At 61.5% G+C, this 24,494-nt stretch carries 21 protein-coding genes and 1 tRNA gene; 2 read left to right on the plus strand and 20 right to left on the minus strand.

Annotated elements, in window-relative coordinates; all coding sequences use genetic code 11:
* The first annotated feature begins 48 nt into the window (after nt 1-48).
* Both gluQRS and phaR read left to right on the plus strand, forming a co-directional pair.
* Nucleotides 49-957, plus strand: a complete 909-nt coding sequence (gene gluQRS / locus VIZ63_RS12425; RefSeq protein WP_331609952.1) for a tRNA glutamyl-Q(34) synthetase GluQRS — start codon at nt 49-51, stop codon at nt 955-957.
* A gap of 96 nt (nt 958-1,053) precedes the next feature.
* On the plus strand, nt 1,054-1,575 hold the full coding sequence (gene phaR / locus VIZ63_RS12430; RefSeq protein WP_331609954.1) for a polyhydroxyalkanoate synthesis repressor PhaR: 522 nt from the start codon (nt 1,054-1,056) through the stop codon (nt 1,573-1,575).
* 197 nt (nt 1,576-1,772) lie between these two features.
* Here the strand turns inward: phaR and pnp are convergent, their stop codons facing one another.
* The 20 genes from pnp to VIZ63_RS12530 all read right to left on the minus strand — a co-directional run bounded on the left by pnp (nt 1,773) and on the right by VIZ63_RS12530 (nt 24,490).
* Nucleotides 1,773-3,797, minus strand: coding sequence for a polyribonucleotide nucleotidyltransferase (pnp, locus tag VIZ63_RS12435; protein ID WP_414703796.1), 2,025 nt, complete (start codon nt 3,795-3,797; stop codon nt 1,773-1,775).
* Between the two features lie 149 nt (nt 3,798-3,946).
* On the minus strand, nt 3,947-4,216 hold the full coding sequence (rpsO, locus tag VIZ63_RS12440; protein WP_331609955.1) for a 30S ribosomal protein S15: 270 nt from the start codon (nt 4,214-4,216) through the stop codon (nt 3,947-3,949).
* 143 nt (nt 4,217-4,359) lie between these two features.
* Nucleotides 4,360-5,310: a tRNA pseudouridine(55) synthase TruB gene (truB, locus tag VIZ63_RS12445; RefSeq protein WP_331609956.1), complete on the minus strand. Its 951-nt coding sequence runs from the start codon at nt 5,308-5,310 to the stop codon at nt 4,360-4,362.
* Nucleotides 5,311-5,314: 4 nt separating this feature from the next.
* The gene (gene rbfA, locus VIZ63_RS12450; RefSeq protein ID WP_331609957.1) at nt 5,315-5,797 is read right to left on the minus strand and encodes a 30S ribosome-binding factor RbfA; all 483 of its coding nucleotides are present in this window, start codon (nt 5,795-5,797) and stop codon (nt 5,315-5,317) included.
* A gap of 22 nt (nt 5,798-5,819) precedes the next feature.
* Entirely contained in the window at nt 5,820-8,390 is a 2,571-nt protein-coding gene (infB, locus tag VIZ63_RS12455; RefSeq protein ID WP_331609959.1) for a translation initiation factor IF-2, read from the minus strand.
* A gap of 136 nt (nt 8,391-8,526) precedes the next feature.
* Nucleotides 8,527-10,032, minus strand: a complete 1,506-nt coding sequence (gene nusA, locus VIZ63_RS12460) for a transcription termination factor NusA (protein WP_331609960.1) — start codon at nt 10,030-10,032, stop codon at nt 8,527-8,529.
* A 25-nt stretch (nt 10,033-10,057) separates the two neighbouring features.
* Nucleotides 10,058-10,507 carry a ribosome maturation factor RimP gene (rimP, locus tag VIZ63_RS12465; RefSeq protein WP_331609961.1) on the minus strand — a complete coding sequence of 150 codons (450 nt, stop codon included), beginning with the start codon at nt 10,505-10,507 and terminating at the stop codon, nt 10,058-10,060.
* 178 nt (nt 10,508-10,685) lie between these two features.
* Nucleotides 10,686-10,762, minus strand: a tRNA-Met gene (locus VIZ63_RS12470).
* A gap of 115 nt (nt 10,763-10,877) precedes the next feature.
* Nucleotides 10,878-12,323, minus strand: coding sequence for an NADH-quinone oxidoreductase subunit NuoN (gene nuoN / locus VIZ63_RS12475; protein WP_331609962.1), 1,446 nt, complete (start codon nt 12,321-12,323; stop codon nt 10,878-10,880).
* Between the two features lie 17 nt (nt 12,324-12,340).
* Entirely contained in the window at nt 12,341-13,870 is a 1,530-nt protein-coding gene (locus VIZ63_RS12480) for an NADH-quinone oxidoreductase subunit M (RefSeq protein WP_331609963.1), read from the minus strand.
* 23 nt (nt 13,871-13,893) lie between these two features.
* Complete coding sequence (nuoL, locus tag VIZ63_RS12485; RefSeq protein ID WP_331609965.1) at nt 13,894-15,918, minus strand: NADH-quinone oxidoreductase subunit L; 2,025 nt, start codon at nt 15,916-15,918, stop codon at nt 13,894-13,896.
* A gap of 50 nt (nt 15,919-15,968) precedes the next feature.
* Entirely contained in the window at nt 15,969-16,274 is a 306-nt protein-coding gene (gene nuoK / locus VIZ63_RS12490; RefSeq protein WP_331609966.1) for an NADH-quinone oxidoreductase subunit NuoK, read from the minus strand.
* The gene (locus VIZ63_RS12495) at nt 16,271-16,903 is read right to left on the minus strand and encodes an NADH-quinone oxidoreductase subunit J (protein WP_331609967.1); all 633 of its coding nucleotides are present in this window, start codon (nt 16,901-16,903) and stop codon (nt 16,271-16,273) included. The genes nuoK and VIZ63_RS12495 overlap by 4 nt, the downstream gene beginning before the upstream one ends.
* A 12-nt stretch (nt 16,904-16,915) precedes the next feature.
* Complete coding sequence (nuoI, locus tag VIZ63_RS12500) at nt 16,916-17,407, minus strand: NADH-quinone oxidoreductase subunit NuoI (RefSeq protein WP_331609968.1); 492 nt, start codon at nt 17,405-17,407, stop codon at nt 16,916-16,918.
* Between the two features lie 11 nt (nt 17,408-17,418).
* Entirely contained in the window at nt 17,419-18,492 is a 1,074-nt protein-coding gene (gene nuoH, locus VIZ63_RS12505; RefSeq protein ID WP_331609969.1) for an NADH-quinone oxidoreductase subunit NuoH, read from the minus strand.
* Nucleotides 18,489-20,687, minus strand: a complete 2,199-nt coding sequence (nuoG, locus tag VIZ63_RS12510) for an NADH-quinone oxidoreductase subunit NuoG (RefSeq protein WP_331609970.1) — start codon at nt 20,685-20,687, stop codon at nt 18,489-18,491. The genes nuoH and nuoG overlap by 4 nt, the downstream gene beginning before the upstream one ends.
* A 15-nt stretch (nt 20,688-20,702) precedes the next feature.
* Nucleotides 20,703-22,010 (minus strand): NADH-quinone oxidoreductase subunit NuoF, encoded by a 1,308-nt coding sequence (nuoF, locus tag VIZ63_RS12515; RefSeq protein WP_331609971.1) that lies wholly within the window; start codon nt 22,008-22,010, stop codon nt 20,703-20,705.
* Nucleotides 22,011-22,015: 5 nt separating this feature from the next.
* Nucleotides 22,016-22,528, minus strand: a complete 513-nt coding sequence (gene nuoE, locus VIZ63_RS12520; RefSeq protein ID WP_331609972.1) for an NADH-quinone oxidoreductase subunit NuoE — start codon at nt 22,526-22,528, stop codon at nt 22,016-22,018.
* Entirely contained in the window at nt 22,525-23,778 is a 1,254-nt protein-coding gene (locus VIZ63_RS12525; protein ID WP_331609973.1) for an NADH-quinone oxidoreductase subunit D, read from the minus strand. The genes nuoE and VIZ63_RS12525 overlap by 4 nt, the downstream gene beginning before the upstream one ends.
* A complete protein-coding gene (locus VIZ63_RS12530; protein ID WP_331609974.1) occupies nt 23,771-24,490 on the minus strand; it encodes an NADH-quinone oxidoreductase subunit C in 720 nt (239 codons plus the stop codon). Before VIZ63_RS12530 ends, VIZ63_RS12525 begins: the two co-directional genes overlap by 8 nt.
* Nucleotides 24,491-24,494 lie beyond the last annotated feature (4 nt).

Genomic DNA, 24,494 nt, shown 5'->3' on the forward strand with positions numbered 1-24,494 from the left:
ACGGCCCGGTCCCTGACTGGCCACCCGGCACCCGGAGCCTCGACCCTAGTGCCTTCCTACCGCGGTCGTTTCGCCCCCTCCCCGACCGGCCTGCTTCACTTCGGATCGCTGGTAGCCGCAGTCGCCAGCTACCTTGATGCCCGGCGGGCCGGCGGCGAGTGGCTCATCCGCATGGAGGATCTGGATCGACCACGCGAGGTTGCGGGGAGTGCCGACGCCATCGTTCAGTCGCTCGAATCCCTGGGATTCGACTGGACTGAGTCCATCGTGCGGCAGAGTGAACGCACCGAGCTGTACCAGGCGGCGCTCGATCGCCTCCTCGCCACCGACCTGGCCTATCCCTGCTCCTGCAGCCGCGCCGACATTCAGCAGGCTCAATCGACGAGTCCCGCCGACGGCGAGGAGTTGCGCTACCCCGGATGGTGTCGCGTCGAGCCACGCTTTCCGGACCGTCCTCTCGCTATCCGCTTGCGCGTACCGCCGACTGAAATCGCCTTCGACGACCGCATTCAGGGTCGCATACGGGTCGACGTAGCCGCGGAAGTCGGCGATTTCGTCATCCGCAGGCGGGATGGTCTGTTTGCCTACCAACTTGCCGTCGTGGTCGACGACCACGCTCAAGGCATCACTCATGTCGTCCGTGGCGCCGACCTGCTTCACAGCACGCCACGTCAGATACTGCTGCAACAATGCCTCGGACTGCCGACACCCGAGTACGCACATGTGCCGGTAGCAACCGACCTCAACGGGATCAAACTGTCGAAGTCGGCAGGCGCAGCGGCTGTGGATCTGACCCGACCGGGGGAGGAACTGTGGCGTGCACTGCTGTTTCTACGACAGAGCCCACCGCAGGATCTGCGTCGGGCGGAACCGGCCACGCTATGGAACTGGGCGACCGAACACTGGCGACTGGATCCTTTGCACTCTGGCTTATCCGCACCGGCGCCGTCGATGTGAACCCGCTTATTGGGCAGGTGCCGCGGATCCGGTTAGTATGCCCAGGCCCTTGATATAGACCGGTTCCTGGCTCCTGCATTGACTTTGGGAGCACCCATGTCCGAGCCGAGAGTCATCAAGAAATATCCGAACCGCCGTCTCTACGACACGGTGGAGAGCCGCTATATCACGCTCGCCGACATCCGGCGGCTCGTGATGGACAAGGTCGACTTCGTCGTCATCGACAAGAAATCCCAGGACGACATCACCCGCTCGATTCTGCTGCAGGTCATCGCCGAGCAGGAACACACCGGCGAGCCCCTGATGAGTCAGGACTTCCTGTCGCAGGTCATTCGCTCCTATGGGGGCGCGATGCAGACCTTCGTGGGCAGCTATCTCGAGCAAAGCCTCAAGCTGCTGGCAAGCCAGCAGCAACAGTTTCGCGACAGTTTTCGCAGCACCACGGGTAGCGACGCGTTCGATTCCATCTCCGCCCTGACCCAGAAGAATCTCGAACGCTGGCGGGCCATCCAGGAAGACATCTTCCGGGCAATGAGCGGCGGCGCGGTTTCACCCGGCGCTCGCCCGAAGGAGCGCGACGACGATCAGCCGGAAGAGCCGCACGAGAAGCGGGTCTGATCGCAAAGAATCCGGAGTCGGAAGTTCACACGGAGGTCACGGAGACCACGGAGTCGAAGAAGGTCATTGTTGAGATGCCTTCTCCCCTTCGCCTTTCTCCGTGATCTCCGTGAACTCCGTGTGAAACTTCGCTCTGAAATAAAAAAGGCGCCGTCATTGCTGACGGCGCCTTTTGTTTCTGCGACTGAAAACGCGGCTTAGGCGGCGTCGACGTCGCGCATGCTCAGGCGCACGCGGCCCTGGCGATCGACTTCCAGCACCTTCACGCGTACGACATCGCCTTCCTTGAGCTTGTCGCTGACGCGCTCGACGCGCTCATTGGAGATCTGCGAGATGTGCACGAGGCCATCCTTGCCGGGAAGGATCGTGACGAACGCGCCGAAATCCATCAGGCGTGCCACGCGACCTTCGTAGATCCGGCCGACTTCGACTTCCGCCGTGATCAGCTCGATGCGACGCTGGGCTTCGCGACCCGATGTACCGTCAACGGACGCAATCTTGACCGTGCCGTCGTTCTCGATGTCGATCGACGTACCGGTTTCTTCGGTGATGGCACGGATGACCGCACCACCCTTGCCGATGACTTCGCGGATCTTCTCGGGATCGATCTTGATGGTGATGATCGACGGCGCCCATTCCGACATCTTGGCGCGCGGCGCAGAGATCACCTTGTCCATCTCGTCGAGGATGTGCAGTCGGCCGGCCTTCGCCTGCTCGAGTGCAACCTGCATGATTTCCTTGGTGATGCCGTTGATCTTGATGTCCATCTGCAGGGCAGTGACGCCCGCGCGGCTGCCGGCAACCTTGAAATCCATGTCGCCGAGGTGATCTTCGTCACCGAGGATGTCGGTGAGCACCTGGAACTTGTCGCCTTCCTTCACCAGGCCCATCGCCACACCGGCGACAGCGGCCTTGATCGGTACGCCCGCATCCATCAGCGCCAGGCTGGTGCCGCAGACGCTGGCCATCGAGCTTGAGCCGTTCGATTCGAGAACTTCGGACACCACGCGGATGACGTACGGGAACGTCGTCATGTCAGGCATCACTGCCCAGATGCCGCGGCGCGCGAGGTTGCCGTGGCCGATTTCGCGGCGCTTCGGCGATCCCATCATGCCGGTCTCACCGACGCTGAACGGAGGGAAATTGTAGTGGAGCATGAACGGCTCTTTACGCTCGCCCGCGAGCGCATCGATGATCTGCGCATCACGGCCGGTGCCGAGTGTCGTCACGACCAAAGCCTGCGTCTCGCCGCGGGTGAACAGCGACGAGCCGTGTGTGCGAGGCAGAACGCCAGTGCGTACTGCGATCGGACGAACCGTCTTCATGTCGCGGCCGTCGATGCGCGGCTCACCGGCAATGATGCGATTGCGCACGATGCGATACTCGAGATTGCCGAGTTCCTTGCTGACGGCATCGGCGGTGTACGCCGGAGCCTCGCCACCCGAAAGCGCGGTCACTGCAGCCAGCTTGGCTTCGGTAACGCGAGCCTGACGGGCCTGCTTCTCAATCACCTGGTAGGCATCGGACAGGCTCTTTTCAGCCTGTGCAGCCACAGCAGCCTCGAGCGCCGAGTTGGCGGCAGCTGCCTGCCAGTTCCACGCCTGCTTGCCTGCTTCGGCCTTCAGTTCGTTGATGACATTGATCGCGACCTGCTGCTGCTCGTGACCGAAAACAACGGCGCCGAGCATGACTTCTTCAGAGAGCTGGTGCGCTTCGGATTCGACCATCAACACTGCCTCGGACGTGCCGGCGACCACAAGGTCCAGCTTCGAGGTCTTCAGCTGGGTGCTGGTCGGATTCAACACGTACTGGCCATCGATATAGCCGACGCGCGCGGCACCGATCGGGCCCTGGAAAGGCAAACCCGACAGCGCGAGCGCAGCCGAGGCGCCCAGCAACGCCGGAATGTCAGTATCGATGTCAGGGTTGACCGACACCACGGTCGCAACCACCTGCACTTCGTTGATGAAGCCCTCAGGGAACAGCGGGCGAATGGGGCGATCGATCAGGCGCGAGGTCAGCGTTTCCTTTTCGGTAGGACGGCCTTCGCGCTTGAAGAAGCCGCCGGGAATGCGACCCGCGGCATAGGTCTTCTCGATGTAGTTGACGGTAAGGGGAAAGAAATCCTTGTTGGGATCGGCTTTCTTGCGTGCGACTGCCGTGACGAGCACGACGGAATCGCCCATGGAAACGAGGACAGCACCGTCGGCCTGGCGAGCCATCTCGCCTGTTTCGATGGTGACTTGATGCTGACCGTAGGCAAAAGTTTTCTTGATGGCGCTCACGATACTTCCTACCAGATGGCGGAATGAATGGACGTTTGATGCAATGGATCGGACGTACGCTTCATGGCGTCATCCGCAGTCAACGATCAGCGACGCAGGCCGAGGCTGGCGACGATCGTCTGGTAGCGATCAGGAGCGTTGTTCTTGAGATAGTCGAGGAGCTTGCGGCGCTGATTCACCATCTTCAGCAGGCCACGACGCGACGCATGGTCGCGCTTGTGCGAGCCGAAGTGTTCGCCGAGTTCGTTGATGCGAGCCGACAGCAGTGCGATCTGCACTTCCGGCGAACCCGTGTCGTTCGCGTTGCGGCGGTACTGCTGGACGATTCCGTCTTTCTGCTCGGTCGACAGTGACATCTTGCTCAATCCTGAAATTACTTAAATTTGGGGCCGTTTTGAGAGCCGCGCATTCTACTCGCGCCCTAGCGGCGATCACAAGCAAAACCAGCCTGAAATCCGGGGCCTACGCGGGCAACCATCCAGGCCGATCTGGCCGTGGCCTAGCGCGCGACCATACTGCCGGAGGCGCCCGTGGATACAAAAAGGCGTACAGGCCTGACCCGGCCATCAGGCTGTCCCTCAACCAGGCCGAGGAATCGCCCGGTGTCGTCGTACGCCCGCAGGGACGCACCATTGCGGGCCTGGGACTCGCCCTGGGCGAGCTGCCCGAGCAGCAGAACGTTCATCGCCGCGTCTCCCAGCGATACGCGATCGAGATCGTCGAAGGCGACGTCGCAGGGCAACAGGAGCTGGTCAAGCGCCGCCGCCCCACCCTCTTTGCATACCGATTCAAGGCTCTGCAGGTCCTGCATCGGGAACCGCTCGAAGGGCTCGACGAACAGGCGCCTGAGACCGGCGAGATAGCCCAGCGTCCCGAGTCGGGCGGCGATATCGGCGGCAAGCGAGCGAATGTAGGTGCCCTTCGAGCAGCTGACCTCGAACTCCAGACGGTCGCCGGAAAAATGCCGACGCTGTATCCGGTAGATATGGATCCGGCGCGGAGGCCTCTCCACTGACTCTCCGCGACGCGCGAGTTCGTACAGGCGTTGCCCTTGGTGCTTGAGTGCCGAGTGCATCGGGGGAATCTGTTCCTGCTCACCCATGAATCCGGCCAGTACCGTATCGACCCCTTCCTCCGTCAGCGGCGGAACCGGTGCGCGCTCGATGATCTCCGTCTCGAGATCCAGCGACTCCGTACGCGCCCCCAGCTGGACGTCGACCAGGTAGGTCTTGCCCGCATCGAGCAGGCGTCCGCACACCTTGGTGGCCTGCCCGAAGCAGATGGGGAGCAATCCCGAGGCCAGCGGGTCGAGGCTTCCGGCATGTCCCGCTTTATTGGCCGCGAAGATTGCCCGGGCCTGCTGCAAAGCAGCGTTCGATGACAGTCCGAGAGGTTTGTCGAGCAGCAGAATGCCGTCGACATCGCGATAGAAGCGTCGCGGCTTCGACATGGCGTCAGCGCTTCGGGTCGTCGTTGTCGGATTGGTCGACGGAATCGTCTTGAGGATCGTCCGGGGAATCGTCTCGAGAATCTTCCGGGGAATCTTCCGGGGGTTCGTCGATGTGGCGCGAGACATCCTGGCTCACGGCCTTGTTGATCAGCGCCGACAGCCGGGCGCCGCCTTCGATCAGTTCATCCGGAACGAAACGCAACTCCGGCGCGTGCCGCAGCTGCAATGCACGGCCCAGCGGCCCGCGCAAAATCTCGGCAACCGACTGCAGCACTTCATGCGCTTCCTCGGGTTTCGCATTCAGCACCGAGTAGTAGATCGTCGCGTAGCTGAGGTCGCTGGTCACACGCACTTCCGTGAGCGTCACCATGCCCAGCCGCGGATCGCGAATCTCGCGACGAATGAGATCGCTCAGCGCGCGCTGAATCTGCTGTCCGACGCGGCGGTGCCTGGGAAAAGCCCGGTTGCTTCTGGAGCGGGTGGTCATGCTGATCGGCCTGACGACGCGCTCAAACCGAGCGCGCCACCTCGAAACGGGAGAAGCATTCGATCTGATCGCCGACCCGAACGTCGTTGTAGTTCTGAACTGCGATACCGCACTCGGTGCCCGCACGCACTTCATTGACGTCGTCCTTGAAGCGGCGCAGCGATTCGAGCTCACCCTCGAAGATCACCACGTTATCCCGCAGCACGCGGATCGGATTGTTGCGACGCAAATAGCCGTCGACCACGATGCTGCCCGCCACAGTGCCGAACTTGCTGGAACGGAATACGTCGCGCACTTCCGCGAGACCGACGATCTGCTCCTTGACCTCCGGCGCTAGCATGCCCGAGAGCGCTGCACGTATGTCGTCGATCGCCTCGTAGATGACGCTGTAGTAGCGCACGTCGATACCGGATTCCTTGATCATGTTGCGGGCCGAACTGTCGGCGCGAACATTGAAACCGATGATGCGCGCGTTCGCCGCCTGAGCCATCGTGACGTCCGACTCGGTAATGCCGCCGATGCCGCTCGAAATGACCTTCACGGCAACTTCGTCGGTGCTCAGCTTCGACAACGCATCGCGTAATGCTTCCGCGCTGCCCTGCACGTCCGCCTTCAGTACGACCTGGATGGTGGCGGTCTTGCCATCGCCCATCTGGGACATCATGTCCTCGAACTTCGCCGGACCCTGCTTCGCGAGCTTGGTGTCGCGGTACTTGCCCTGACGATACAGCGCGACTTCGCGAGCCTTGCGTTCGCTTTCCACGACCAGCAGGTCGTCGCCGGCGTTCGGTGCGCCCGACAGGCCGAGCACCACGACGGGAAGCGACGGACCGGCTTCGTCAACGGACTTGCCTGTCTCATCGAACATGGCACGGACGCGGCCGAATTCCTGGCCCGCAATGATCGGATCGCCCGGCCTCAGCACGCCACGCTTCACCAGCACCGTAGCCACGGCACCGCGACCCTTCTCCATGGTGGACTCGATGACGACGCCGGCAGCGAGGCCATCGCGCGTCGCCTTGAGTTCGAGCACGTCTGCCTGCAGCAGTATGGATTCGAGCAGCTTGTCGATGCCTTCGCCGGTCTTGGCGGACACGTACGCGAACTGCGTATCGCCGCCCCACTCTTCGGGAATGATGTTGTATTTCGCCAGATCGTTCTTGATGCGATCGAGATCCTTGTCGTGCTTGTCGATCTTGTTGACCGCTACGACCACCGGCACTTCGGCGGCGCGCGCATGTTCGATGGCTTCAATGGTCTGCGGCATCACGCCGTCATCGGCTGCAACCACCAGAATGACGATGTCCGTAACCTGTGCGCCGCGTGCACGCATGGCCGTAAAGGCTGCGTGTCCCGGCGTATCGAGGAATGTGATGACACCCTTCGGCGTCTCGACGTGGTACGCGCCAACGTGCTGCGTGATACCGCCAGCTTCGCCGGAGGCGACTTTGGTACGCCGGATGTAGTCCAGCAGCGAGGTCTTGCCGTGATCGACGTGGCCCATGACGGTCACGACTGGTGGACGCGACATCAACTCGTGGGACGAATCGGTAACCAGCAGTTCGTCTTCGAGCGCGTTTTCCTTCAGCACGACCGCGGTGTGACCGAGTTCCTCGATCACCAGGATTGCCGTGTCCTGATCGATGGGCTGGTTGATGGTGGCCATCACACCCATGTTCATCATGACCTTGATGACTTCGTTGGCCTTGACGGCCATGCGCTGTGCCAGTTCGGCGACCGTGACGGTCTCGCCAACCTGGACATCGCGCTTGACTGGCGCAGCAGGCCGCTCGAATCCGTGCTGACCGCCGACATTGACGTGCACGGGTCGTCGCGATCGCGACTGCTGCTGGTACTGCTTCTTCTTCTTGAAGCGCGCGCTGGCATCGCTCGAAACGTGCAGCTCCGTACGCTGGAAGCTCTTCGCATCGCGGTCCGTACGCGGGGCGTCGGTGCGCACGGCCTTGGGGGCCTCCGGGCGCGCCGCCTGAGCCAGCTTGCGCTCTTCGGCAAGACGCGCATCGATCTGGCGTCGCGCCTCGGTCTCGGCGGCCTCGCGTGCTTCCGCCTCAGCCATGTTACGCGCTTCGTTCTCAACCATCTGGCGCATAGCCGCTTCGCGCTGCTCCGCCTCGCGCTGCTGCTCTTCGCGACGCTGCGCTTCACGGGCTTCCATTTCCTCCGGAGTCAGCGGCACTTCCTCGACCACCGGAATCGGTTCCGGCTCGGGCTGCTGCTTCTGGCGATCGACTTCTTCGTTCTGCGTGCGCACCTGCTGCTGCAGGGCATTGCGATTCAGATAGGTCTTCTTGGTGCGGACTTCCACGTTAACCGTGCGGGCGCGACCCTGGGCGGACGCAACCTTGATCTCGCCCTGCGACTTGCGCTGCAGCGTGATCTTGGGCGGCGAGGCGCCAGGCAAAGTGCGGCCATGCGAGCGGCGCAGGAACGTCAGCAGTTCCATCTTCGCCTCGTCGCTGATGGTCGACTCGGCGCCGGACACGGGAATGCCCGCCTCGCCCAACTGCGCAAGCAGCCGCTCGACCGGTACCTTCAGTACCTCGGCAAACTGGGTAACCGTTACATCCGCCATGAACCACCCTCCCGCTCCAAACTCCAGGTCACATGCCCGCGTCCGCACACCATCGTCGCTGCGCGGTCATTACTGACCGCGTGCGGTTGCGTGTGCTTTGCTGACGTCAGGACAGTCGACATATCCGGCTGCTGCCTCAGGCCTGCTGCCCTGTGGAGTCGAACCAATGCTTGCGCGCCGCCATGATCAGGGCACCCGCGCGATCGGAATCAATACCATCGATCTCGGTCAGATCGTCGATCGCCTGCTCGGCGAGATCTTCTCGGGTCACGATGCCCTTGCTTGCCAGCACCAATGCCAGCTCCTTGTCCATGCCGTCGACCTCCAGCAGGTCCTGTGACGGCTCCGCGCTGTCGATCTCCTCTTCGCTGGCAATCGCCTGCGTGAGCAGCACATCGCGCGCACGATTGCGCAGTTCCTTGATGATCTCCTCGTCGAATTCTTCGATGCCGACCAGTTCGGACGCCGGCACGTAGGCGATCTCTTCGACCGTCGAGAATCCTTCGCTGACGAGAATCTGCGCGACTTCCTCGTCGACCGCGAGCTGCTTCTGGAACATTTCCACCAGCTTGCGCGACTCGCCCTCGCTCTTCTCGACGGCGGCCTGCTCCGTCATGACGTTCAGTTCCCAACCCGTCAGTTCGCTGGCGAGACGGATGTTCTGACCGCCGCGGCCGATGGCCTGCGACAGCTTTTCTTCCGTCACCGCGATGTCCATCGAATGCGAATCTTCGTCGACCACGATCGACACGACCTCTGCAGGCGCCATCGCGTTGATGACGAACTGCGCGGGGTTCTCGTCGAACGGGATGATGTCGACGCGCTCGCCGGCGATCTCGTTGGAGACTGCCTGCACACGCGAACCGCGCATGCCGACGCAGGCGCCGACCGGATCGATGCGGCTGTCATTGCTCTTGACCGCGATCTTGGCGCGCACACCCGCATCGCGGGCAGCACCGAGAATATTGATCATGCCCTGGCCCACTTCCGGCACCTCGAGCTTGAAGAGCTCGATGAGGAACTCCGGAGCGGTGCGCGACAGGAACAGCTGCGGGCCGCGCGGCTCGGAACGGACTTCCTTGAGGAACGCCTTGACGCGATCCTGGGCGCGGATGGGTTCGCGCGGAATCATCTGGTCGCGCGGAATGAAGCCTTCGGCATTGGCGCCCAGATCCACGAACACGCCATTGCGATCGACGCGCTTGACGAGGCCGGACACTAGCGTGCCGGCACGGCTCTGGTATTCCTCGACGACCTGCGCGCGCTCGGCCTCACGCACTTTCTGCACGATGACCTGCTTCGCCGTCTGCGCCGCGATGCGGCCGAATGCGACCGACTCCATCGGCACTTCGACGTAGCCGCCGACTTCGGCGTCCTTGGAGATATCGAGTGCGTCCTCGAGACGCAGCTCGCTGTCCGGAACTTCAAGCTCGGTGGAATCGTCCGCGAATACTTTCCAGCGACGCCATGTGTCGTAATCACCGGATTTACGATTGATGGACACGCGCACGTCAATGCCTTCGCCATGACGGCGACGCGTTGCGGACGCAAGCGCAGCTTCAAGCGCCTCGAAGATGATCTCCTTGTCGACGCCTTTCTCGTTGGAGACTGCGTCCACCACCATCAGGATTTCTTTGTTCATCGTGCGAACTCCGGCATTGGTCCGGTCAGGTTTCTGGCGCTACCCGCGCCTTGTGTATTCCATCGATCGGCAGCTTGACGATGCCGCCATCCACTTCCAGTACGATCTCGCCCCCGCTCACACCGGTCAACAGCCCCGCAAATCGCTTGCGGCCGTTCACCAGCGCTGACATTTCGACTTTCACCCTCTCGCCGCTGAAACGGGCGAAATGGTCGGCCGTCCGCAGCACGCGGTCCAGACCTGGCGACGAGACCTCCAGCGTGTAATGCGCGGAAATGGGATCGTTGGCATCCATCGCCTCACTCACGGCGCGGCTGACGCGCTCGCAGTCCTCTACCGTGATCCCCTGCGGCGAATCGATATACAGACGCAACAGACCGCCGCCCGAACGGGCCGCGTACTCGAGTTCCCACAACTCGTATCCGAGGTCGACAACGACGGGCTGCAACAGCTCGACAAGCTGATCTCGCAGCATTCGGTCACCTCCGGTCTCAATGGCCCGTTTATTCAGCCCCAGAAACGAAAAATGGGCCCAAGGCCCATTCTCGTGATCATCCCTTCAGTGCCGGCGTGCCCTCATCGGGCCCGTCCCGGCGTCCTTAAGCCCTGCAGAGGGCCTCTGTAGCAATCGACCGGTGATCCACTCGGAGGATTGGTAGCGGGGGCAGGATTTGAACCTGCGACCTTCGGGTTATGAGCCCGACGAGCTGCCAGACTGCTCCACCCCGCAACAGAGGGCGCGGATTGTAAGGGCCTGAATTGAGTATTACAAGACGAAATCCGAAGAGGTTCGGATTCTTTCGCAATTCAGGTACTAACCGCGCCCGGAAAACGATCCGAATACGTCAGGGAAGGACCCGCGCACACAGATCAATGAGGGCACCTGGAAAAATTCCAAGTATCAGCACTGCAAGTCCGTTGACCGTCAGCAGTGCACGGACCACCCCTCCGCCCTCGACGGCCACCGAATCGCTCGGCTCGTCGAAGTACATGACCTTCACCACGCGCAGGTAGTAGAACGCCGCCACCACCGACAGCAGGACCGCGACTGCGGCCAGCCAGACCAGACCAGCGTCGACGACGGCGCCAAGTACCGCAATCTTGGCCCAGAAGCCGACGAACGGCGGCACGCCGGCCGTACTGAACATCAGCATCATCATGACTGCCGCAAACCATGGGCTCTTGCGATTGAGGCCACGGAAGTCTTCGATCCGATCGGCCTCGAAGCCTTCACGCGACAGCAGCAGAATCATGCCGAACGAGCCGATCGCCATGATCACGTACGTGAGCGTGTAGAACATCGCCGCCCGGTACCCGATGCCCGTCCCCGCAAGAATTCCCAGCAGGATGAAGCCGACGTGCGAGATGGTCGAATAGGCCAGCATGCGCTTCAGGTTGGTCTGCGCGATCGCCACCACGTTGCCGATGATCATCGACAGCACGGAAAGCACGATGAGCATGCCCTGCCAGCTCGCCACCATCGAATCGAGGCCTTCGGCCAGCACCCGGATGGCCAGCACGAAGGAGGCGATCTTCGGCGCCGACCCGATGAACATCGTCACCGGCGTAGGCGCACCGTGGTAGACGTCCGGTATCCACATATGGAACGGCACGGCGCCGAACTTGAAGGCGATGCCCGCAATGATGAAGACGAGCCCGAAGATCAGTCCCAGCTTGTCGGGGCCTACTTCGCGCACGGCCAGAGCCAGTTCGTCGAGCTGCAGCGTGCCAGTCAGTCCGTAAAGGATGGAGAAGCCGTAGAGCAACGTTCCGGACGCAATGGCACCCAGGACGAAGTACTTCATGGCCGATTCCGCGGCCACGCCCGAATCGCGATCGAAGGCCACCATCGCGTACAGCGAGAGCGACAGCAGTTCGACGCCGAGATAGACGGTCACGAGGCTGCCCGCCGAGATCATGACCATCATGCCGAGCAACGCGCTCAGACCGAGAATGAAGTACTCACCCTTGAAGAGGCCGCGACGTCGCAGGTAGTCGTGCGAGTACATGAACGCGACGGCAACGGTGCCGTAGGCGAACAACTTGAGTACGTCTCCCATCGGGTCGGCGACATAAGCACCCTCGAGCGCAGACACCCGGGCGGAGACGCCGGTCTTCACCGTCACTATTGCAACGCCGACGAGCGACAGCAACGTCAGCGCATAGGTGATCCAGCGGGAGCGGTCGCTGAGAAAGACATCCACCAGCAGCACCACGCAAATGGCACTGACCATGAAGATCTCGGCCGACGCGACCGACAGATTGAGGCTGGCAAGCAAGGATTCCGGCATGACTGGCTGATCGCGCTTTAAAGTTTCGATTCGGTGATCTGCTGGACCAGGTGCTCGACCGTCGGACGCATCACATCCAGCAGCGGCGCCGGCCAGAGCCCGAGCAGCAGCACGGCCGCCGCCAGGATTCCGAGGACAATGAATTCACGTCCATTCAGATCCTTCAACGCTGCCACATTTTCGTTGGCCACGGCGCCGAAAATCACGCGCTTCACCAGCCACAACGTGTACGCCGCACCCAGGATGAGCGTCATGCCCGCCAGGAACGCATACCAGAAGTCGGCGCGGAAGCTGGCGAGGATGACCAGGAATTCGCCTACGAATCCCGACGTTCCCGGCAAGCCGGCATTGGCCATCGAGAACAGCACTGCAAACGCTGCGAACACCGGCATCGTGTTGGCCACACCGCCGTACGCGCTGATTTCACGGCTGTGAACCCGGTCGTAGAGGACGCCGACGCAGAAGAACATCGCACCGGAGATCAGACCGTGCGAAATCATCTGCACCATCGCACCGTCGATGCCCATTGCCGCGCCACGCACGTCGCCGTTGACCTGCAGCAGATCGAACGCGAGGAATGACCCGAGCGTGACGAAGCCCATGTGTGCGATGGACGAATACGCGATCAGCTTCTTCATGTCCTGCTGCACCAGCGCCACGAAGCCGATGTACACCACGGCAATCAGCGACAGTGAAATGACCAGCCAGTCGAGCTGCGCGCTGGCGTCGGGCGTGATCGGCAGCGCGAAGCGCAGGAAGCCGTAACCACCCATCTTCAGCATGATCGCTGCCAGGATGACCGATCCGCCGGTCGGTGCCTCGACGTGCGCGTCCGGCAGCCAGGTATGCACCGGCCACATCGGCACCTTCACGGCGAACGCCAGCATGAACGACATGAAAATCAGCAGCTGCGCATTCAGGGCCAACGGCAGTTCCTGGAAGTCCGCGATCGAGTAGCTGCACTGCCCTGCGTCGCAGGTCTGCATGTACATGTAGATCAGCGACACGAGCATCAGCACCGAACCGAGGAACGTGTACAGGAAGAACTTCAGCGTCGCATACACGCGCCGTGCGCCACCCCAGACGCCGATGATGATGAACATCGGAATCAGCATTGCTTCCCACAGCACGTAGAACAGCAAGGCATCGGTCGCCGCGAACACACCGACCATCAGCCCTTCCAGAATCAGGAAGGCCGAGAAGTACTGTGCCGGCCGCTTCTCGATCACGCTCCAGGCCGCGATGATCACCAGCGGGGTGATGAACGTCGTGAGAATGATCAGCGGCATCGCGATGCCGTCGACGCCGAGCGCGTACCAGGAACTGAGCGCGGGGATCCAGGCGAGTTTCTCGACGAACTGCATCTCCGCGGTCGTCAGGTCGAAGTGCGTGTACAGCAGCGTCGAGATCGCGAAGGTCGCGACGGTGGCGCCAAGCGCCACCCAGCGGCCGAGCGCAATACCGCGATCACCGAGAAGCAGCAGCGCCACGCCGGCAGCGATGGGCAGCCAGATCAATACGCTAAGAATGGGCCAGGTCAGTTGCATGTCAGATTCTTGTTACTTGCAGGTCAGCGCAGCACATACCAGGCGAGCAGTGCCGACAGGCCGATGATCATCGCGAATGCGTAGTGGTACAGGTAGCCGGTCTGCAGGCGGCGGAGAATACCCGACACCCAGCCGACCATCCGTGCCGAACCGTTTACGAAGGCGCCATCGATGATGGCAATGTCACCGACACGCCATAGGGCCGCGCCAAGATTACGGCTGCCTGTCGCGAATACCGCCTGGTAGATCTCGTCGAAATAGAACTTGTTGGCGAGCAGCGTATAGAGCGCCGAGAACTTGTCGGCGATTCTGCCCGGCAGGTCCGGACGCTTGATGTAGAGGAACCAGGCCGCTGCCACGCCGGCAAATGCCAGATACACCGGCGGTTGCATCAGTCCATGCAACATGAACGCCCACGGGCCATGGAACTCTTCGCCAAGCTGCGCCAGAACGTCGCGCTGTTCGGACACGAAAATCGCATCGCCGAAATAGCCGCCGAACAGCACCGGACCAATAGTGAACCAGCCGATGATAAGCGACGGAATGGCGAGAAGGATCAACGGCACCGTCACGACCCACGGGCTTTCGTGAGGTTTGTGATCGCCGTGACCATGGCCGTCATGACCGTGCGCATCGTGTCCATGTGATTCATGCCCATGATCCGCGTGCTGATCGTGATGACCAAAGCGCTCCGGTCCATGGAAGGTCATGAATATGAGACGGAAGCTGTAGAACGCAGTGATGAACACGCCGATGAAGACACACCAGTAGGCATAGGTCGCGCCCGGAATCTGCGATGCGTGCACGGCTTCGATCAGCGCATCCTTCGAGAAGAAGCCCGACGTCCCCGGAAAGCCGATCAATGCCAGTGAGCCGATCAGGCTCGTCCAGTAGGTGATGGGCAGGTATTTCTTCAGTCCGCCCATCTTGCGCATGTCCTGCTCGTGATGCATCGCGATGATCACGGAGCCCGCTGCCAGGAACAGCAGCGCCTTGAAGAACGCATGCGTCATCAAGTGGAAGATCGCGCCTGCATACGCCGACACGCCCAGCGCTACCGTCATGTAGCCCAGCTGTGACAGCGTCGAATAAGCGACGACCCGCTTGATGTCGTTGTTCACGAGACCCAGCAGGCCCATGAAGAATGCAGTCGTCGCGCCAATGATCAGCACGGTGGACAGCGCGGTCTCGGACAGCTCGAACAGCGGCGACATACGCGCCACCATGAAGATGCCGGCAGTGACCATCGTCGCGGCATGGATCAGCGCCGAGATCGGCGTCGGACCTTCCATCGAATCGGGCAGCCAGACATGCAGCGGTACCTGGGCCGACTTGCCCATCGCACCGATGAACAGACAGATGCAGACCACCGTGATCGCCTGCCATTCCAGGCCCGGAATGATCTCCATCGTGTTCGCGGTAATGGCGTCGCTCATGTCGAAGGCAGTCGCGTAGTCCAGCGAGCCGGTGTAGTACGCGACGCCGGCGATGCCGAGTACGAAGCCAAAATCGCCGACACGGTTGACCAGGAACGCCTTCATATTGGCGAAAATGGCCGATGGTCGCGTATACCAGAAGCCGATCAGCAGGTACGACACGAGGCCCACCGCCTCCCAGCCGAAGAACAGCTGCAGGAAGTTGTTCGACATCACCAGCATCAGCATCGAGAACGTGAACAACGAGATGTACGAGAAGAAGCGCTGGTAGCCGGGATCGTCGTGCATGTAGCCGATGGTGTACACGTGCACGCACAGCGACACGAACGACACCACCACCATCATCAACGCTGACAGCTTGTCGACCAGGAAGCCGACTTCCATACGCATGCTGTCACTAACGAGCCAGGTGTAGACGCTGTCGTTGTACGCGGGCGCGCCGTCCAGCAGCAGCTTCAGCACGTGGACGGACAGCGCGCATGAAAGCGCAACACCGGCGATGGTGACGCAATGCGCGCCGACGCGACCAATGACGCGTCCCGCAAGGCCAGCCGCGATCGCCGCGAACAGGGGCGCCAGGACGATCGTCAGTAATGTGGATTCAGAAATCATGCGGCAGCGGTTTGCGTCAGTGTGGTGTTGGGCAGGAGAACCGGTGAGTTCTAACCTTTCATCGTGTCGAGCTGTTCGATGTTGATGTTCCGGCGTTCACGGAACAGCACAACGAGGATAGCCAGACCAATGGCAGCCTCTGCGGCGGCCACCGTCATGATGAAGAACACGAACACCTGACCATTCAGATCGCCCAGGTGCCGCGCGAATGCCACGAAATTGAAATTCACGGAAAGCAACATCAGCTCGATGCACATCAGCAGCAGGATGACGTTCTTCCGGTTGATGAAGATACCAGCCACGCTGAGTGCGAACAGCAGGCCGGCCAGCATCAGTACGCTCTCGAGCGGAATCACGACTGCTTCTCCGACGATGATGAGTCTGAATCCTTCACGGCATCCATCTTGACGATGCGGATGCGGTCCCTGGCGCGGACGGCCACCTGCGCAGCAATGTCCTGGTGCTTGAGTCCGGCACGCTGGCGCATCGTCAGGACGATGGCCGCGACGATCGCGAGCAACAGCACCATCGCCGCGAGCTCGAACGGATACAGATACTTCGTATAGAGCAACTCACCCAGAGCCCGCGTATTGCTGTAGCCCTCCACGGCCGTCGCTGCCGCATTGTGCGGACCGGTGCCGAGGTGCTTCACCCAGACGACGCTGCCGATCTCGACGACCACCAGCACGGCGATGATGATGCCGAGCGGCGCATACCGGGTGAAGCCTTCCTTCACCTGCTGCAGATCGACGTCGAGCATCATCACGACGAACAGGAACAGCACCATCACAGCGCCGACATAGACGAGCACCAGCACGATCGCCAGGAACTCCGCTTCCAGCAGCATCCAGATGACTGCGCTGTTGACGAAGGCGAGCACCAGGAACAGCGCCGCATGCACGGGGTTGCGTGCGGTGATCACACCCAGCGCCGCGACGGTCAGCACGGCGGAGAATGCGTAGAAGAGAATCTCGGTGATTGTCATGTTGCGAAACGTTCAGCGATAGCGCGCATCGGCCGCTTTGTCTGCGGCAATCATGGCTTCGTAGCGCTCGCCGATCGCGAGCAGTTTGTCCTTGGTCATGATGTTCTCGCCGCGATTCTCCATGTGGTACTCATGGATGCGTGTTTCGACGATGGCATCGACCGGGCAGGCCTCTTCACAGAAGCCGCAATAAATGCACTTGAACAGATCGATATCGTAGCGCGTGGTACGGCGTGTGCCGTCCGCAGCAACATCCGATTCGATCGTGATCGCGAGCGCCGGACAGACCGCCTCGCAAAGCTTGCAGGCAATGCAGCGTTCCTGTCCGTTCGGATAGCGGCGCTGCGCATGCAGGCCGCGGAAGCGCGGCGACTGCGGCGTCTTTTCTTCCGGGTACTGCACCGTGACGTGCGGCCGGAAGACGAGCTGCCGCATCGTCACACCGAGGCCGATGAACAGCTCGGTCAGGAAGAACGTCTTGAGAAAACTGGCGGGTGATTTCATTGCTGTGACTCCTACCCGGCCCACGGTCCGATCTTGAGGTACGCCAATACCATCAGGACCGCGATCCACACCAGCGTGACGGGAATGAATACCTTCCAGCCGAGACGCATGATCTGGTCATAGCGGTAACGTGGGAACGTCGCGCGGAACCACAGGAAGCAGAACAGAAAGAACGCAATCTTGCTGAACAGCCACAGGAAGCCGATGAGCGGATGCGGTGTGTTGATCCAGGCCAGCCATCCCGGCAGGTTCCAGCCTTCGAACGGCGACAACCAGCCGCCGAAGAAGAAGATGGAGGTCAGCGCCGAGATCAGGATCATGTTCACGTATTCGGCGACGAAGAACACGGCGAACGCCATGCCCGAATACTCGACGTGGAAGCCCGCAACGATCTCGGATTCGCCTTCGACGACGTCGAACGGCGCACGGTTCGTCTCTGCCAATCCCGAAATGAAGTAGACGACGAAAAGAGGAATCATCCACCAGAAGAAGAATCCGCCGAAGCCACGCTGAGCTTCGATGATGTCGGTGAGATTCAACGAGCCCGCGGCCATCACGACGCCGACCAGAGCGAATCCCATGGCGATTTCGTAGGCAACCATCTGCGCAGCCGCGCGCATGGCACCCAGGAACGCATACTTCGAGTTGGACGCCCAACCCGCAAGAATCACGCCGTAAACGCCAGCCGATGTGAGCGCCAGGATATAGAGCAAAGCCGCATCGATGTTCGAAACGGTGAAGCCCGGCCACAGCGGCACGACAGCCCACGCGCACAACGCCGGCACCAGCGCCAGCAACGGTGCGACGAGGAACAGGAACTTGTTCGACTTCTCCGGGATGACGATTTCCTTCAGCATCAGCTTCAGCACGTCGGCGAACGGCTGCAGAATGCCGAACGGACCGACGCGATTCGGACCGATACGCGCCTGGATGGAACCGATGACGCGGCGTTCGGCGAGCGTCAGGAACGCCATGATCAGGATGACGCTGATGAACAGGATGACCGCGACCACGCCATACCAGACGACGGCCTGGATCCATTGCGGCAGGAACGACAGCAGATCGGCAGCGATTTCAGGAATCATGCTTCACCCTGTGCGCGCTGCGCTTCGCGGGTGTCCTGGAGTGCGGGCGCACGCCGCACGATGGCATCGACCTGATACAGCGGCACATCGCTACTGGCCGATGGCGCAGCCAACGCGGGCCTGCCCTGCAAAGTACGCGACGCAGCCGTCGGTGACGCTGCACCGGCCTCGGCAACCTGAGTGCGAACTTCGTCGGCCACCTGGTCGCTGCTGATGTAATCGAAGCCAGGCAGGTTCAACAGATTGCCCAGCACACGCAATACCTTCCATCCCGGTCGCGACTCGCCCACCGGCTTCGCAGCGCCCGGCGCGCTCTGCCAGCGGCCTTCGAGATTCACGTACGTGCCGGACGTCTCGAGGAACGTCCCGATCGGCAGCACCACGTGTGCGTATTCCTTCGCGGTCGCATACGGCGACAGCGCGACGACGAACTCCGCGGCCTTCAGTGCCTCCACTGCAGCCGGCGAAGCAATGTCGAACTGCGGTTCGATGGCGCCCAGAACGACGTAGCTCTTGAGTCGCGCAGCGAACATCTCCGCAATGTTCAGGCCAGCCGATTGGACAGCACGGCCGCCGACGGACCGACCCGGCAGAACGCCCGCGAGGTGCGCGCCAACGGCATTGCCGCCGTCGGGCAGGAACCCGAGCGTGGCGCCTGTAAGTTCTGCAATTGCGGCTGCGACCAGCTTGAGGTCTGCGAAGACAGGATCACGCTGGGCGATTGCACCCAACAGAATCAGCCGGCGCGGACCGTCGGCTAGCTGCTGGGCGACAGCCTTGTGGGCATCAGTCGGCTGCGCCGTTGCAGCCAGCGCTGCAATCGATTCCGGAACGCTCTTGCCTGCGTTGCTGCCAGCAGCAGCGGCAATCGCCACCAGATGCTCGAACATGTGCAGGCCATTCGACGCGAAATGGTTCGCGACCGGAAACAGATATTCATAGCGCTGCGGGTTCACGAACGAAATCTTCGCGCCCTTGCTGATGGCGGCCTTGCGGATGCGATGTGCAATCAGCGGCACATCCTTGCGCAGATTCGCTCCGACGATGAGCACGGCATTGGCCTGCTCCAGTTCACTGATCGAACAGCCGAGCGCCGGGAACAGCGGATCGCTGGCTTCGTCGCGGAAATCCGTGCGACGCAGACGGTGATCGAGGTTGGACGTGCCGAGACCGCGTGCCACCTTGGCAAGCAGATACAGTTCCTCGAGCGTCGAGTTCGGCGACGCCAGCGCGCCGAGTTGCGCGCCGCCATGCTGCTTCGCAATCCGGCCCAGGCGATCGGCCGTGATGGCCAATGCCGTTTCCCAATCCGTCTCCTGCCACAGGCCGTTCTCGCGGATCAGCGGCTTCTGCAGACGATCGTCGCTGTACACGCCCTGGAAACTGAAACGATCGCGATCCGCGATCCAGGTTTCATTCACCTCTTCGTTCGCACGCGGCACGATGCGCATGACCTTGCCACGCAGCACGTGCGCGTACATGTTCGCGCCGACGCTGTCGTGCGGCGAGATCAGCGGGTGCTCGGTCATTTCCCAGGCACGCGCGCGATAGCGATACGGCTTGTTGTTCAATGCGCCGACCGGGCACAGATCGATGATATTGGCCGACAGTTCGTGATCGACGCTCTTCTCGATGAACGTACCGATCTCCGTGCTCTCGCCGCGGCCGATGGTGCCGAGTTCCTGGAAGCCCTGGATGTCCTGCGTGAAACGCACGCAGCGCGTGCAGTGAATGCAACGCGTCATGTCCGTCGACACCAGCGGACCGAGGTTCTTGTCCTTCACGACACGCTTGCGCTCGTTGTAGCGCGAGATATCGCGACCGAATCCCATCGCCAGATCCTGCAGTTCGCACTCGCCGCCCTGATCGCAGATCGGGCAATCGAGCGGATGATTGATCAGCAGGAATTCCATCACGGCCTTCTGTGCAGCGATGGCTTTCGGCGATTTGGTGAACACCTTCATGCCTTCGGCGACTGGCGTCGCACATGCAGGCATCGGCTTCGGTGCCTTCTCGACTTCCACCAGACACATGCGGCAGTTGGCCGCGATCGGCAGTTTTTCGTGATAGCAGAACCGCGGAACGTAGACTTCGTTCGCGTCGGTGACCTGAATCAGCATCTGGCCTTTGCGCGCCTTCATCGGCACGCCATTGACCTCGATGTTGACTTCGTCGATTGGTGCGGGAGTACTCATGCTCATCTGTATTCGTCAGGCGGCGCGGCGCTTGTCGCGCTCGACGATGCTATGGCCGTGCTCGATCATGTACTCGAATTCGTGCCGGTAGTGCTTCATGAAGCTCTGCACGGGCCACGCGGATGCGTCGCCGAATGCGCAGATCGTATGACCTTCGATCTTGTTGGCGACGTCGACCAGCATGTCGAGATCGGCCTTCTTGCCCTGCCCTGCCAGGATCCGCTTGACGACGCGGTTCATCCAGCCGGTGCCCTCGCGGCACGGCGTGCACTGGCCGCAGGACTCTGCGTAGTAGAAACGCGTGATGCGCTCGAGCGTCTTGACCATGCAGGTCGTTTCATCCATCACGATCAGCGAACCGGTACCGAGCGCCGACCCCGCCTTCTTGACCGAGTCGTAGTCGAGGGTCGCTTCCATCATGACGTCGCCGGGCACGACTGGCACCGATACACCGCCGGGAATCACCGCTTTGAGCTTGCGGCCATCGCGTACGCCGCCACAGATCTCGAGCAGATCCTTGAATGGGACGCCGAGCGGCAGCTCGATGTTCTGCGGTTTGTTCACGTGTCCCGAGACGGAAAAGATCATCGTGCCGGCGGAATTCGCCACGCCCAGGTCGACGAACCACTTGGCGCCCTTGCGCAGAATGGTCGGGACCGATGCGTAGCTCTGCGTGTTGTTGATCGTCGTCGGCTTGCCGTACAGGCCGAAGTTCGCCGGGAACGGCGGCTTGAAGCGCGGCCTGCCCTGCTTGCCTTCCAGCGATTCGAGCAGAGCCGTCTCTTCACCGCAGATGTAGGCGCCTGCACCCACAAACGTGTGCAGATCGAAATCGATGCCAGAGCCCAGCAGGTTCTTGCCCAGCAGGCCCGCGGCATAGGCTTCTTTCAATGCCTCCTCGAAACGAGGCACGGGTTCTTCCAGGAACTCGCCGCGAATGTAGTTGTAGCCAACCGTCGCACCCATCGCGTAGCCACCGATGGCCATGCCTTCGATCAGCGAATGCGGGTTGTAACGCAGGATGTCGCGATCGTGGCAGGTGCCAGGTTCGCTCTCGTCCGAATTGCAGACAGCGTACTTCTGGCCGGGTGCGGTACGCGGCATGAAGCTCCACTTCAGACCGGTCGGGAAGCCGGCGCCGCCGCGGCCACGCAGCCCTGACGCTTTCACTTCCTCGATGATCTGCTCGCGCGGTGTCTTCTCGCGAAGAATGCGTTCCCATACTTCATAGCCGCCGATGCTGCGATAGGTCGGGAGTTCCCACGACCGCGGCAGACTCAGCGGCTCAAAGCACACCTGATTGGATGCGTACTTCGACGTCATGTTGCTTACTTGTGCCGATCCAGAATCTCGTCGACTTTTTCGGTCGTCAGATTCTCGTAGTAAACGTGATCCACCATCATCATCGGCGCGTTGTTGCACGCAGCCAGGCACTCTTCTTCTTTCTTGAGATAGAAGCGCCCATCGACCGTGCTCTCGCCGACCTTGATGCCGAGGCGCTTTTCGACATGCGCCAGGATTTCATCGCCGCCACACAACATGCAGGAGATGTTGGTGCAGACGGAAATATTGTGGCGGCCGACAGGCTTGGTCTCGAACATCGAGTAGAAGGTCGCGACCTCGTACACCTGGATCGGCGGCAGGCCGAGATACTCGGCCACGGCATCCATCGATTCCTTCGTCAGGTAACCGTTGTTCTCGTGCTGCACGGTGCGCAAGGCCGCGATGACAGCGGAACGTTTGCGATCCGGCGGAAACTTGCTCAGCCAGTGATCGATTTCGTGCCTGGCGTGTTCGGAAAGACCGCCGCCAGCTGGTGGATTGTGGGTCGAGTCGCTCAACGGTCGATTTCCCCGAATACGATGTCCTGCGTACCGATGACAGCCACCACGTCCGCCAGCAGATGTCCCTTCACCATTTCCTCCAGCGAGGCGAGGTGCGGGAATCCGGGCGCGCGGCACTTCAATCGATAAGGCTTGTTGGCTCCGTCCGAGACCAGGTAGATGCCGAATTCACCTTTCGGCGCCTCGACGGCTGCATACGTCTCGCCTGCCGGGACGCAATAGCCCTCAGTGAAGAGCTTGAAGTGGTGAATCAGCGATTCCATGTCGTCCTTCATCTCTTCGCGTTTCGGCGGCGCGATCTTGTGATCGGACGTCATGACCGGACCGGGATTCTGTCGCAGCCAGTCGACACACTGGCGAACGATGCGGTTCGACTGGCGCATTTCTTCGATACGCACCAGGTAGCGATCATAGCAATCGCCATTCACTCCGACAGGAATGTCGAAGTCCATGCGGTCATAAACTTCGTAGGGCTGCTTCTTGCGCAGATCCCAGGCGATACCGGAGCCGCGAATCATCGGCCCGGTGAAACCGAGCTGCAGTGCGCGCTCAGGCGTCACTACACCGATGTTGACGGTGCGCTGTTTCCAGATGCGATTGTCCGTCAGCAGCGTTTCATACTCATCGACGCACGCCGGAAAGCGCTCAGTAAAATCCTGGATGAAGTCCAGCATGCTGCCCGAGCGATTCTGGTTCAGACGGTCGACGTCCTTCTGGTTACGCCACTTCGACGCCTGATACTTCGGCATCGAATCCGGCAGATCGCGATAGACGCCGCCGGGACGATAGTACGTCGCGTGCATGCGCGTGCCCGAGACTGCCTCGTAGCAATCCATCAGGTCTTCGCGCTCACGGAACGCATACAGGAACACCGTCATCGCGCCGATGTCGAGCCCGTGCGCGCCGAGCCACATGAGGTGATTCAGGATGCGCGTGATCTCGTCGAACATCACGCGGATGTACTGCGCGCGCAGCGGCGGCTCGAGACCCAGCAGCTTCTCGATCGCCATCACATAGGCGTGCTCGTTGCACATCATCGACACGTAGTCGAGACGATCCATGTAACCGATCGACTGGTTGAACGGCTTGGACTCTGCGAGCTTTTCGGTACCCCGATGCAGCAGACCCACATGCGGGTCAGCTTTCTGGATGACCTCGCCGTCCATCTCGAGCACCAGGCGCAGCACACCGTGCGCCGCAGGATGCTGCGGACCAAAGTTCAAAGTGAAATTGCGAATCTCAGCCACGGGAACCGGACTCCACCTGCGCACCGACCGGCACATCGTGCAGCGCCTGATCGTAGCGGTTGTCTTCGCGAATCACGCGCGGAACCAGTGTGCGCGGTTCGATACTTACGGGCTGATAGACAACGCGGCCCTTCGCCGTGTCGTACTTCACTTCGACATTGCCGATCAGCGGGAAATCCTTGCGGAACGGGTGACCGATGAAACCGTAATCCGTGAGGATGCGGCGCAAGTCCGGGTGACCCTGGAACATCAGGCCGTAAAGATCGAACGCCTCGCGCTCGTACCAGTTGGCGCACGCCCAGATATCGACGACGGAATCGATCAGGGGCGGCTCGCCATCGATCGCGAACGCTCGCAGGCGCAGGCGCCAGTTGTGTGTCACCGAGAGCAGCTGGTAGCTGACGGCGAAGCGGCCGCTGCGCGGCTCATCGACCACGGAACGCTCACGATTGACGCCGCGGCTGAAGCCGGTGGAGGTCGAGCCGTAGGTGCTCCACTCTTCCTTGCCGAACTCCAGATAGTCGACGCCGCTCAGGTCGATGAGCTGCTCGAAGCGCAGCTCCGGATCGTCGCGCAGTTCGCGGCAGACGTTCAGTAGCTGATCGGCGGCTACTTCAACGGCGACATCCCCTGCGATCGCAGGCAGCGGGCGCAGGCGCTCGCCGAGTCGCGCAGTCAGTATCGAGGCCAGTGTCTCGCTGCGTGAAGGCATGATG

Source organism: Povalibacter sp. (assembly GCF_036520495.1).
GTDB lineage: Bacteria > Pseudomonadota > Gammaproteobacteria > Steroidobacterales > Steroidobacteraceae > Steroidobacter.